This is a genomic window from Variovorax sp. 05T418 (assembly GCF_056396385.1).
In genome coordinates this window covers 631,985-644,401 of sequence record NZ_JBFTLJ010000004.1, presented here as the reverse complement: position 1 = coordinate 644,401, position 12,417 = coordinate 631,985, and the positions used below count along the sequence as shown (strand labels likewise).

Below are 12,417 nucleotides of genomic sequence, written 5' to 3'. Positions count from 1 at the left end.
CAGTCAGGTGCCGAAGCGCGCGGCCGACCTGGCCTTTGCGCGTTCGGCTTCGATGGCGCGGTCGCGCGGCTCGGCGGTGGTGACCAGCGAACCGATCAGCCGTGCGGCGCTCGCGGACACCTCGTCGACCGCGCGTTCAAAGGCTTCCTGGTTGGCCTTGGACGGCACGCTGAAGCCGCTGAGCTTGCGCACGAACTGCAGCGCGGCGGCGCGGATCTCCTGCTCGGTGGCGGGAGGCTCGAAGTTGTAGAGGGTCTTGATGCTTCTGCACATGGGGCGCTCTCCGGTTGCATGCAGTGGATGCTTCAGTCTAGCGAAGCAGCGCCATCGCGCGGGCGTCGTGGTAGATGCCGTCGACCCGGCTTGCGCGGCGCAGCAGGCCTTCGTGCTCGAAGCCGAAGCGCTCGTACAACGCCTTCGCATTCAGGTTGTCCGCGCGGACGGCAAGCTCGATGCGGGTGAGGCCGCGCGCCCATGACCTGTCGATGGCCGCCTGCAGCAGCTTGGCGCCGAGTCCGAGCCCGCGTGCCTCGGGCAGCAGCGCGATGCCGAGCAGGCCGATGTGGGCCCTCGAGTGACCGAAGACCGGCGACACGTCGCACCAGCCCACGACCTTGCCGCTGCCATTCACCGCCACGAAATGGGGAAAGCCCGCCGCCAGCACGCTGCGGTAGAAGGCCAGCGATTGTTCCCAGGGCGGCGCCTGCATGAGCGCAAGGTACTTCCGTTCGCGCGCCACCACGTCGAGCGCCTGGTGCAGGCTTTCGAAGTGGTGCTCTTCGGTGGCGACGACGGAATGGTTCACTCGATCAGCCCGCGCTCGGCCGCCTGCGCCTGGTTCTCGAAGATCGCCATCGCGGTCTTCATGCGCCTGAAGCCGAGCTTCTCGTAGAAGGGCTCCTTGCCGGCCACCGCATAGAGAATGATCTTGCGGTGCCCGCGCGAGAGTTCCAGCAGCCGCGAGACGATCTGCCTGCCCAGGCCGATGCCCTGGTGGCTCGGGTGCACCGCCACGTCGCAGATGTAGGAGCAGTCGAGCCCGTCGGCCATCGCGCGGCCCGCCCCGACGAGCCGTCCCGCGTCGAACACCAGGCACTTGAACATGCTGTTGCCGAACACGAGCTTCAGGCCGCCCGGCTGCTTGTTGCCCAGCGGTGCGGCCTGATAGAGCCGCGAGAGTTCGTCCCAGTCGAGGCCTTCGAGCGAATCGCGCCATTCGAGTGTCATGAGCCTGCCTTGCCGTTGCCGTGAATGTGCCCGCTACCCTGCGGCGTTCAACCGCAGGATGGCCTCCGCCACCGCGTCGATGCCCGCGTCGGTCAGGTCGGGCGCCGCCACCTGCTGGCGCAGCGGCCACTTCTCGAAATGGCGCGCCTGCGAGCGTTCGTAGTGCGGATCGTAGTGAAGCGCCATCAGTTCGGCAAAGAGCTGCGGCAGGTTGCCCGCGAGCGCCCATTCCTGCCAGCGCTGCACCACCGCCTTGCCCTGCATCTCCTTGAGCCTGTCGAGCTGGCCCGCCAGCGCGGCGCGGTCGTCGCCCAGGTAGGCGTAGTCGCGCAGCAGGTAGTCGAGCCGGGCGGCCGCGTCGGCCTGCACCTCGATGCAGTCGGCCGCGCGCATGTGCGCGACCAGCGGAATGGGCACCGAGAGCCGGCCGATGCGCGCGCTTTCGCCTTCCACGTAGAGCGTGCGCGACACATCGAGCGCATCGAAGCAGGTGGCGATGCGCGTCTCGAACTGCTTTTGCGAGGGCTGCGGCACGCCGGGCAGCGCGCCCAGCAGCGAGCCCTTGTGGCTCGCGCAGTGCTCCAGGTCGAGCACCTGTTCGCCGCGCGCGGCCAGCGCCTGCAGGACGCGCGTCTTGGCACTGCCGGTGGCGCCGCAGATCACCTTGAGCCGGAGCCTGGGCACCGTGGCCTCGATCTGCGCCAGCACGTGCTGGCGATAGCTCTTGTAGCCGCCGGCGAGCTGCTGCGCGTCCCAGCCGACCAGGCGCAGCCAGGTCACCATCGAGCCGCTGCGCAAGCCCCCGCGCCAGCAATACACGAGCGGGCGCCAGTTCGCGGGCTGCTCGGCAAAGCGTTCGCGCAGGTGCCGCGCGAGGTTGGCCGCCACCATGGCGCCGCCCACGCGCCGCGCCTCGAAGGCGCCGGTCTGCTTGTAGATGGTGCCGACGATGCGGCGCTCCTCGTCGTCGAGCACCGGGCAGTTGATGGCGCCGGGAATGTGGTCGAGCGCGAATTCGGAGGGCGAGCGCGCGTCGATGAGGGTGTCGAAGCGGTGCAGGTCGGCCACGCGCGTGGGCTGGTGGCGCGGGTTGTATACGGTCATGGCCTGGTGCGGTTGGAGGAAGGAGCGGACAACCTTCGATTGTAGAAACCCGGCCAGAATGCAGGGCAGGGGAGACACTGTCGTCTTCGGCTGCCAACGGCGGAGGTCGCATGATGCGCACATCGGTTCTGTTCATTCCTGTCTTCCTCTTCGGCGCGGCCGCCGCGGCCATGGGTGCGCAGGCGGCCGAGGTGGTGCGCTGCACCGATGCGGGCGGAGGCATCGTCTACACCGACGGCCCTTGCCCCGCCGGCAGCCGGCTCTCGCGCCAGGTGCCCATCACCGAACCGCTGACGGTGACGCCGTCCGCTTCCCCCGAAGAAGCGCGCCGGCCGGCATACACGCCGCCACCACCACCGCCGCCGCCCGCGGCCAGCAACGCGCCGCAGGGCCCGGCCATCATTCCGCGCAATGTCGGCGAGCCGCAGCGCCCCGCGCCCGAATCGCCGCCGGTCTATAGCTGGGGTCCCGACCCGTACTACGACCCCGGCCGCCCGATTGTTCGCCCGCCACGGCCTCCGCGCCCGCAGGATCCGGGACCGCCTCCGGGCCAGCGGCCCTGCCAGAACCTCGCGGGCATCAAGCGCAACAACTGCTGAATCGACGCAGCCGATGCAACTCCCCCACTGGACCGTGTACTGCGACGGCAGCGCGATGCCGAACCCCGGCCGCATGGGCGCCGGCGCGGTCATCACCGAGCCCGACGGCACCCGCCACACCCTCTCGCTGGCCAGCCATGCGACGGGCTGCAACAACGAAGCCGAACTCAGGGCGCTGACCCTCGCGCTCGAGGACCTCAAGGCCAGGGGCGCGACCGTGGTGCAGGCCTATACCGACAACAGCATCCTCGTCGAGCAGCTCGGCACGCCTGGCGCCCGGCCGATCGCGCGCATGGCCGGGTTGTTCGAGGATGCCCGCGCCTTGCTCGGCTCGTTCGAGGAGGCCAGCCTGCATTGGGTGCCGCGGCACCGCAACCACGAGGCCGATGCGCTCGCGCGCGCCTCGCTGGGCGTTGGGCCCAAGCCGGCGGCCCGCATGGCGAAGAAGAAGACGCAGAAGACGCGGCGGTAGGTGCGGCCCGGGGGCGCGGGGCAGAGGCCATATCATCCGCGGCATGACCGAAGCCAATCCTCTTCCCCCTCTTCCCGACCACCTGTCCACCGACCCGCGCAGCCCCCACCACGTGCCGGCTGTCTTCGAGCACGACATCGGCATCCGCTTCAACGACAAGGAACGCCTCGACGTTGAGGAATACTGCATCAGCGAAGGCTGGATCAAGGTGCCCGCGGGCAAGACGGTGGACCGCAAGGGCAAGCCGCTGCTGCTCAAGCTCAAGGGCAGGGTCGAGGCGTTCTACCGCTGAGGCTGAGCAGCACCGGGCACATGCGCAGTGCCCGAGCCCGCCGGGCGCTCCGCTCGGCCATGAAACGAACGATTCAACACAAAAAAGTCGGCGTTCTTGCATCTTTAGTTGTCGTACAACTGGATTCGAAAACCATCGAAAATGGCAGAATTCCAGCGACTCATCGGACATCGTATGAGTTGAAAAGTACCAAAGCGGCTCAACCGCTGCCTAACTGGAGACAAAAGATGAAACGCAGGAACTTCGTCATTTCGACACTTTCCCCCTTGGCGCTGAGCGCGTGCGGCGGCGGGGGAGACGGCCCCGGCTTCCCGCCGTTCCCGGTGCCGCCGCCGGCACCCGCGCCCGAACCTCCGCCGAGCACCGAGGCACTGGCGCGCAAGGCGATGCGGCGCGCCGCGGGCTTCATGGACGAGACGGTGTCCTATCGCGGCGGCTACGTCTGGGCCTACCTGCCCGACTTCTCCACCATCTGGGGCGAAATGGAGGCGCGCCGCACCATGTGCTGGATCCAGCCGCCCGGCACGCCGACCGCCGGCCATTGCATGCTCGATGCCTACCATGCCACGGGCGACGAACTCTTCTACAGCGCCGCCGAGCGCACCGCGCTCGCGCTGGTCGAGGCGCAGCATCCGGCGGGCGGCTGGAACTACATCCACGACTTTGCCGGCGAAGCCTCGCTGCGCGAGTGGTACGCCACCGTGGGCGCCAACGGCTGGCGGCTCGAGGAGTTCCAGCACTACTACGGCAACGCCACCTTCGACGATGCGGGCACGGCGGTGTCGTCGCAGTTCCTCTTGCGCATGTACCTGGAAAAGCGCGATGCGCGCTTCCTGGCGGCGCTGCAGAAGGCCATCGGCTTCGTCACGCAGGCGCAGTTCAGCTCCGGCGTGGCCGACGGCGGCTGGCCGCAGCGCTATCCGCCCTCGCCCGATGCGATCTCGTCGATGCCGCTGCCCAACCCGCAGCAGCTGCCTTCGGGCGCGACCGCAGGCATGGAAGACGGCGACTACACGCGCCACGTCACCTTCAACGACGACGTGGCGGGCGAGAACATCAAGTTCCTGCTGATGTGCGTGGTGGCGCTCGGCGACCAGAGCCTGGTGCCGCACATCACCCGCGCGATGGACTGCCTGCGCCGCATGCAGCAGCCCGGGCCGCAGGCCGGCTGGGGCCTGCAGCACCTGGCCACGGACCAGAACGGCCGCCTGGCCGGGGCGCCCGCCGGCGCGCGCAGCTACGAGCCGCGGTCGCTGGCCACGCACACGACGCAGACCAACGTGCAGCAGCTGTTCAACTATTTCCGCCTGACGGGCGACCGCGGCTACCTGGCGCGCGTGCCCGAGGCGCTCGATTGGCTGGACAGCTGCAAGCTCACCGACACCATGATTGCGGAGAATCCGCTGCTCAAGGGCCGCACGCATCCCACTTTCGTGGAGCTCGGCACCAACCAGCCGCGCTTCGTGCACCGCTACGGTTCGAACATCCACAACGGCGCCTACTACGTCGACCACGACCATCGCAATACGCCCAGCCACTACTCGGCCGGCCGCGCCATCGACATTGCGGGCATGCGCCAGACCTACGCCCAGCTCAACGGCATGAGCGACGCCGCGGTCCAGCAGATGGTGGCGGCTTCTCCGCTGCGCCATGGCGAGCAGCGGCCGCTGCCCAAGTACTTTTCGCTGCGCGAAGTGGACTTTGCCGACCTGTTCGCCGACCGCGTGATGACAACCCCCGTGGTGAGCGCCGCCGATGCCGCGGCCGTGATGGACAAGCTCGACCCCAAGGGCTACTGGCTCGCGCCGCTGTCGGCCGTGACCAACCCCTACAAGGGCGATGGGCCTTCCACGCCGTACACGGGCGATGCCTACCGCAGCAAGCATGTGGGCGACGTGTTCGACACCTCGCCCTACGACCCGGCGGACCCGCCGCTGATCGAGCCCTACGTCAAGAAGGAGCAGCCGCAGGGCATCACGGTCGCGAGCTTCGTCGCCAACATGGGCAAGCTGATTGCATTCACCGCGCCGGTCGCCTAATCTGTCCTGGATCATGCAGAAAGCGCTTCGTGCCATCCGCGGCGACATCACCACGCTGCAGGTCGATGCCATCGTCAATGCGGCCAATTCCTCGCTGCTCGGCGGAGGCGGCGTCGATGGCGCCATCCACCGCGCGGCGGGGCCCGAGCTCCTGCATGAATGCCGCCTGCTGTCGGGCTGCAAGACCGGCGACGCCAAGCTGACCCGGGGCTACCGGCTGCCGGCCCGCTTCGTCATCCACACCGTCGGGCCGGTCTGGCGCGGCGGTGCGAGCGGCGAGCCGGAGCTCTTGGCCTCGTGCTACCGGAAGTCGATGGAAATCGCCGAGCAGCACGGCGTTCGCACTATTGCGTTCCCCTCGATCAGCACGGGCATCTACGGCTACCCGATCGAGCTCGCGGCGCCCATTGCGGTGGCCACGGTCCGATCGGCGCTGGCCGCGAGTGCCAGCGTGCAGGAGACCACGTTCTGCTGCTTCTCGGACGCGGACCTGGCGGTGTACGAAGCGGCGCTTGCGGCGGCGGGGCCGGCATAAGCAGGCCCCGCCACTTCTTTTCTTACTTCGCCGCCTCCACCTTCACGCGCGCATTCGGCGTCTCGCCGAACATCTCGGGCGCGTACATCGCCTCGACGCGGCTCGGCGGCAGCGCGAAGTCGCCCACGTTGTTGAGGCGCACGGTGTATTCGATCTTCACCACGCCCTTGGGCAGGTACTCGTAGTAGCTGCGGAAGGCCTCGAAGCTGCGCTCCTCGAAGGCCAGCCAGCCGGCGCCCGACTTGCGCTCGCCCTGCGTGGCGATCTGCGAGTCGCGGCCAAGGCCCGTGCCCAGGATGGTGGCGCCGCCCGGGATCGGGTCGCTCACCACCACCCAGGTCATGTCGGTGCTGGCGTTCACCTCGACGGTCACGCGCAGCACGTCGCCGCGCGTGTACTTGCCCGCGGTGGCCTGCTCGACCGGCGTGATGGTCTTCTTGATCGCATAGCCGGCGGCGAACGGCGCCTTCAATTGCACCGCGGCAATCGACTGCATCGTGAGCCAGGGCTTGCCGCTGCCCTGCTGCGTGACCAGCAGCGTGTCGCGCACCGGCGTGCCCGCGGGCGATGCGGCCCAGGGCAGGAACATGCTGTTGTTCTTCAGGTTGCCGGGCGACGCGGGCGCGCCGAAGAAGGTGCTCTGGTTGGGCGCGCCGGCCGCGTCGGTGGTCTTCACGCGCTCGACGCTGCGCCAGTCGACCTGCGCCTTCACGGCGCCGAGCGTGGCGGCCGTGACGCCGGCCACCGGCGTGCTCTCGAACACCTTGGAGAACTTCTCGAGCGCAAGCCCGCCCCACAGGTTGGCGGTGGTGGTGTGCCAGGCGCCGTTCTGCTGGCGGCCGATGAAGCCGTTGGCCAGTTTGCCGATGTCGTCCTTCCAGGCCGGGTCGTCCATCACGCTGAGCAGGAGGCGCGCGGTGTTGACGTCGCCGTTGGTCATGAGCCACCACCAGTAGTCGTCCTGCTCGGTGCTGAAGATGAGCTTGGTGCCCTGGTAGGACAGGCGCGCCTTGAGCACGTTGTTGGCCTCATCGAGCCGCTGCTGGCGCTGCGGCACGTCCTGCACGCGTTTCAGGATGTTGAGCCAGTCGATCACCGCGCTGGTGGGCCACTGGTTCGGCGCGATGGTGATGCTGCCGAGCATGCTGCCCTTGGCCGTGCCGTAGCGCGACAGGGCCTCGAGCGCGGCGAGCTTGCGCACGTCCAGGTCCTTGCGCGGGCTCCAGAACTCGCGCTGGATGCGGCCTTCGACAAAGGCGATGAGGCCCGACTCCATCGGCGCGCGCGCCGCGTCGGGCAGCGCGAAGGCGGGGTTCAGCGCCGCCGCCTCGTGCGTGGCCGCCAAGAGGTACGAGGTGAGGATGTCGCTGCCGCGGTTCGATTCGCCGTCGCGCGGCGGAAAGTAGCTGGCCAGGCCGTCGCTGTCGAGGTAGGTCGGCAACTGGGCCATCACGCCCTGCCACATCTTCGCGTCGCGCAGGCCCACCGACTTGCTGGTCTTCTGCTCGAGGCAGATGAACGGGTAGTTGGCGAACCAGTCGCGCACGCCCGGCAGGCCCTCGGCCAGCTTGGGTTGCAGCGACAGCTTCAGGCCGCCGCGGCCGGGCAGGGCGTCGGCGGGCGGTGCCACGTCGATGGTGAAGGGGCCGTCGAGCTGCACCAGCGTGGCCTGCTGCACCGTGAGCGGCACCGACGGGATGATGCGCTGGCGCACCTTGAGCGCATCGCGCGCGCCGCCGATGGTGTCTTTCGCCTCGATCTCCCACAGGATGGCTTCGGCGCGCGTCTGCGCGAGCTGCGCGGGCGCGGTCACGGTCCATGCGACTTCGCGCGCTTCGCCGGCCGGGATGTCCACCGTCTGCGGCGGGAGCGTGAGCAGCGTGGCGCGCGGCGCAGCCTCCACCTTCATCGGTTTTTGCGTGGTGTTGCGCAGCGTGATCTGGGCGCGGAACTGGTCGTCCTCGCGCACCAGCGGCGGCAGGCCGCTGATGATCTGCAGGTCCTGCGTGGCCTGGATGCTGGCCTGGCCGGTGCCGAACAGGCTGGTGCCCGAGTCGGCCACGGCCACGATCTTGAAAGTGGTCAATGCATCGTTGAGCGGCACCGTCACCACGGCTTGGCCGTTGGCGTCGAGCACCACCTTCGGGTTCCACAGCAGGAGGGTGTCGAGCAGCTCGCGCGTCTGGCCCTTGCCGCCGCCGCCGCCCGCGGGCACGGCCTTGCGCCCGTAGTGGCGCCGGCCGACGATTTCCATCTGCGCGGTGGAGGTGGCAACGCCCCAGCTGCGCCGCTGCAGCATCGCGTTGAGCAGGTTCCAGCTGTCGTTGGGCATCAGCTCGAGCAGCGCCTGGTCGACCGCGGCCAGCGCCACTTCGGCGCCCGCCGCGGGCTTGCCGTCGGGCAGCTTGGCGGAGATGGTGATCTGCGCCTTGCTGCGCACCGGGTAGCTGGGCTTGTCGCTGGTGACGGTCACGTCGATCTGGTGCGCGCGCGTGCCGACGCGGATCTCGGCCATGCCGAGGCGGTAGGCGGGCTTGCTGAGGTCGACCATTGCGGTGGGCGCGACGTATTCCTTGCCTTCGTACCAGAAGGCGGTCCACCACTCGCGCGGTGCCTTGAAGCCCCAGGTGAAGAAGCTGTACCACGGCACCTCGCGCAGCCGGCCGCGCAGCGCGAGCACGCTCACGTAGGCGTTCGGCCCCCACTCGGGCCTGACCTGCAGGCTCACGGTCGGGTCCTTGCCGTCGAGCTGCACCACGTGGGTCTCGATGATGCCCTCGCGTTCCACCGACACCAGCGCAGTGGCAAAGCGGAAGGGGCTCCTCACCTGGAACTTGGCAATCTCGCCGGGCTGGTAGCTCTTCTTCTCGGGCAGCACGTCGATGCGGTCGTTGTCCTCGCCGCCGAACCAGAGTTCGCCCTGCTTGGTCACGTACACCGAGCTGGCGGCGCGGCTGTCGCGGCCTTCGCTGTCGGTGGCGCTGGCCACCAGCTCGACCTCGCCGGCTTCCTTGAGCTCGGATTCGCACAGCAGCAGTCCGCGCGCGTCGCTCTTGCCGCTGCAGACGGTGCCGATGTCTTTCGTCTCGGTCTTGTTGTCGTAGGTGTAGAAGCCGCCCACCATGCGCTTGCGGCTGGTGGTGGTGATGCGCGCCACGGCGCGCACGTTGAGCGTGACGCCGGCCTGCGGCTTGCCCGAGAGGTCGAGCGCGAGCGCCTGGTACTTGAGCTTCTGGCTGGTCGAGACCCAGCCTTCGGTCTTGATGCCGGCGATCACCGAGGCGGGCCACAGCGTCTGCGTGCTGCGGATGGTCTGCACCTCGCCGTTCGGGTCGGCATAGGTGGCTTCGAGCAGCAGCTCGCGCGCGGCCTTCACCTTGGGCACCTTGTCGATCGTGAGCTTGCCGGCGCCGTCCTTGTTGAGCGTGAGCGGCAGCTTGTCGGCGATCACGCGGGTGTCGCTGGCGCTGTTGATGTCTTCCTCGGCGCCCGCGGTGTCGGCCGCCGCCGCGGCGGGTGCCTGCGAGCTGTCGGCCTGCACGCGCGGCGGGCTGAAGCTGAAGGCCTCGTGGTCGGCAAAGCCGAGGCTCTTGCCGCGCACCATGGCCGACACGCGCACCGGCAGGTTGGCGGCGCCGCCGCCGGCCACGTAGTTGATCTGCACCTCGGCCGGCACCGAGGCCACGCTCACCAGCGGCTTCTTGTCGGTGGGCGCGATGCGGCCTTCGAGCACGGGCAGGCGGAATTCCTCGACGCGGAACTGGCCGGTGGCGAAGCTGCGGTTGTAGCCGCCTTCGTCGTCGACTTCGACTTCTTCCTCGGAATTGCCGCTGTTCGCGTCCTTGCCCTTGCCGCTGCGCAGCATCACTTCGTACACGCCGAGCTTGGCGGCCGGCGGAATGGCAAAGCTGTTCTCCGCGCTCAGGCCGCCGGTCGGCGTCTTGCGCCAGGCCAGCGGCTGCGTGAAGCGCTGGCCGCTGCCGGTGTGGGTGATGACCAGCGTGTCGGGCCGGTTCTCGGGCAGGCCGAAGCCCTTGCTGGTCTGGGTACGGATCAGGTGCTTCATCGACACCGTCTCGCCGGCGCGCAGCAGGGTGCGGTCGAAGATGGTGTGGGCCACGCGGTCGGGCTCGGCCTGCAGGCTGGTGGGCACGTTGAAGCGCCAGGGCTCGATGCCGCGCTGCCAGTCGCTCCAGGTGAAGGCGAGGTCTTCCACGCCCTTGTCGTCCTTGGCGCGGGCGCTGACGAACCAGGCGCCCGCGTTGTATTCGTCCGGGCCGTTGCAGTTGGGCGCATCGGGTGCGATGCCCGTGAGGTTGACGATGCCGTTGGCGTCGGTGGTGCCCGATGCGACGGCAACGCCGCGGCAGTCGGACACGCGCACCTCGGCGTTCGGCACCACCTTGCCCTTGTCGAGCGTGGTGACCCAGGCCATCGAGTTCTCGCGGCCGAGCTTGAAGTGCACCGCCAGGTTGGTGGCCAGCGCGGTGGTGCGCACATACATCGTGCGGTTGGCGCCGTAGCGCTCGTCGAGCAGCGCATCGCCGAGCTTTTGCGAAGCGATCTCGAGCACGTGGAAGCCCGGCGTCAGCGGAATGCCGATGACCTCGAAGGGCCGCGGATCGCCGCTCTCGGCCTTGGGCATGTCGAGCGCCTTCACGCCCGGCTGGCCCGCCAGGAGCGACAGCATGCGGCTTTGCACATGGGTGCGCTCGCTGGTCTCGATGACGGCGGGCAGCGCGCCCTTGACGTCCTTGCGCGCCTGTTCGCGGCTCACGGTGTATTCGTCGTAGCGGCGCACCTTGCGGAACCACGCGATGATCTCGGCGTCGGTCTTCGGGTTCATGTCGCTGACCTTGCCGGGCGTCAGCGCCTGCACCATCAGCGCGGGTTCCACGCGCCGCACGGTCACCGGCATCATGGCCGGCGTGCCGGGCTCGGCCAGCCGCTCGACCACGCCGAAGGGCGAGGCCGCGAACTTGGCCAGCGGCGGCATCGCGCCGGTGGCCACCTTCAGCGGAAAGCTGCCGGGCGAGGCCAGCGGCCGGCCCGAGGCGTCTTCGAACTTGGCGGGCAGCTCGATGCTGAACTTGGTGTCCTCGGCGAACGGCGGGCTGAAGCTCGCGGCGCTGACGACGTCGTCTTCGCTCGGCGTGCCGCCGTCGTTCTCGAGCGTGGCGGCAATCGACTTGCCGCCGCCCTTGAGCTGGATCTGCGAAGCCATCTTGCGCGTGACCGGCGCATTGAACTGCAGCTGCATCGGCCGCAGCGGCAGGCAGGCGGCCTGGGCGTTCTCGCGCTCGCAGCTGAAAGACACCGCGAAAGGTTCGCGCACCTGGAAGCTCAGGCGGCGCTCGACGTTGTTGGCCACGCCCGAGGGCGTGGCCACGCCCTTGCCGTAGACGATCTGCACCTTGCTGCCCGGCGTGAGCGTGCGGTTGCATTGCAGCGCGATGAAGCGCAGCGGGTCCTTGGCGGCTTCCGCCTCGCGGCCGAAGGCCTTGAGGAGCCCGGCACGCTGCTCGCCTTCGAGCAGCCGCACGGGAATGCGCTCGCCGATGCCGTCGGCCGCGCACCAGACGTTCTGGCGCACGCTCTCCACGGTGGCGGCGCCGTTGAGCTCGAGCACGAACATCTGCTGCTCGTCGATCCGCCCATAGCTGCCCGGCATGTGGTTGCGCACGAACGGTCCGCCGCTATTGAATTGATAGCGTTCCGGCCCGGTCAGCTCCCCGCCCGAGGCGGGCTTGAAGCCGGCAATCCGCGTGACAGTGCAGCGCACGCCGGGCGGCAGGTCGTTCTCGAAATCGTAGACCCAGGCTTTTGCATCGGTCCAGCGGCCGGTGCCCTTGCCGGCCTGCGCGTCGGTGCAGCTCACGGCAAGCGGCGCGGGCGCCTTCGGATCGCCGAAATTGACCGCGGGCTGGTCGAACTTGGCGACCACCTGGCGCACGCGCGCCACTTCGCCCTGCGGCGTCAGGCTGGTGATCTGGAGGGCGAGGGCCGGGACGGCGAGCAAGGCGCTGCCGGCCAGAAGCAATGCTGGAATGGTTCTTTTCAATTTTTTCTCCACCTGGAAGCAGCGCGCAGCGTAGCCGATTTGAATGGCGCTCCGGCAGTGCCAGTCGTCATATGCCTTGGCCGCTCTT

The 12,417-nt window shown here is 68.9% G+C and carries 10 protein-coding genes; 5 read left to right on the top strand and 5 right to left on the bottom strand.

Annotated elements, in window-relative coordinates:
* Positions 1–3 precede the first annotated feature (3 nt).
* The 4 genes from AC1DMS_RS11605 to mnmH are packed head-to-tail and all read right to left on the bottom strand — an operon-like array spanning position 4 to position 2,331.
* Complete coding sequence (locus AC1DMS_RS11605; protein ID WP_209499794.1) at positions 4–273, bottom strand: DUF2277 domain-containing protein; 270 nt, start codon at positions 271–273, stop codon at positions 4–6.
* 37 nt (positions 274–310) lie between these two features.
* Positions 311–805 (bottom strand): N-acetyltransferase family protein, encoded by a 495-nt coding sequence (locus AC1DMS_RS11600; RefSeq protein WP_478181022.1) that lies wholly within the window; start codon positions 803–805, stop codon positions 311–313.
* Entirely contained in the window at positions 802–1,227 is a 426-nt protein-coding gene (locus AC1DMS_RS11595; RefSeq protein WP_012746495.1) for a GNAT family N-acetyltransferase, read from the bottom strand. Before AC1DMS_RS11595 ends, AC1DMS_RS11600 begins: the two co-directional genes overlap by 4 nt.
* Positions 1,228–1,260: 33 nt before the next feature.
* A complete protein-coding gene (gene mnmH, locus AC1DMS_RS11590) occupies positions 1,261–2,331 on the bottom strand; it encodes a tRNA 2-selenouridine(34) synthase MnmH (protein ID WP_012746496.1) in 1,071 nt (356 codons plus the stop codon).
* 113 nt (positions 2,332–2,444) lie between these two features.
* On the opposite strand from mnmH, the gene AC1DMS_RS11585 reads away from it, so the two are divergent.
* The 5 genes from AC1DMS_RS11585 (at position 2,445) to AC1DMS_RS11565 (ending at position 6,268) form a co-directional block, all read left to right on the top strand.
* A complete protein-coding gene (locus AC1DMS_RS11585; RefSeq protein WP_478181021.1) occupies positions 2,445–2,930 on the top strand; it encodes a hypothetical protein in 486 nt (161 codons plus the stop codon).
* A gap of 13 nt (positions 2,931–2,943) precedes the next feature.
* Positions 2,944–3,402, top strand: coding sequence for a ribonuclease HI family protein (locus tag AC1DMS_RS11580; protein WP_018903221.1), 459 nt, complete (start codon positions 2,944–2,946; stop codon positions 3,400–3,402).
* Positions 3,403–3,445: 43 nt separating this feature from the next.
* A complete protein-coding gene (locus AC1DMS_RS11575; protein WP_012746499.1) occupies positions 3,446–3,694 on the top strand; it encodes a DUF3297 family protein in 249 nt (82 codons plus the stop codon).
* 227 nt (positions 3,695–3,921) lie between these two features.
* A complete protein-coding gene (locus AC1DMS_RS11570; RefSeq protein WP_478181020.1) occupies positions 3,922–5,733 on the top strand; it encodes a pectate lyase in 1,812 nt (603 codons plus the stop codon).
* A 13-nt stretch (positions 5,734–5,746) separates the two neighbouring features.
* The gene (locus AC1DMS_RS11565; RefSeq protein WP_478181019.1) at positions 5,747–6,268 is read left to right on the top strand and encodes an O-acetyl-ADP-ribose deacetylase; all 522 of its coding nucleotides are present in this window, start codon (positions 5,747–5,749) and stop codon (positions 6,266–6,268) included.
* A gap of 22 nt (positions 6,269–6,290) precedes the next feature.
* Here the strand turns inward: AC1DMS_RS11565 and AC1DMS_RS11560 are convergent, their stop codons facing one another.
* Entirely contained in the window at positions 6,291–12,329 is a 6,039-nt protein-coding gene (locus tag AC1DMS_RS11560; protein WP_478181018.1) for an alpha-2-macroglobulin family protein, read from the bottom strand.
* Positions 12,330–12,417 lie beyond the last annotated feature (88 nt).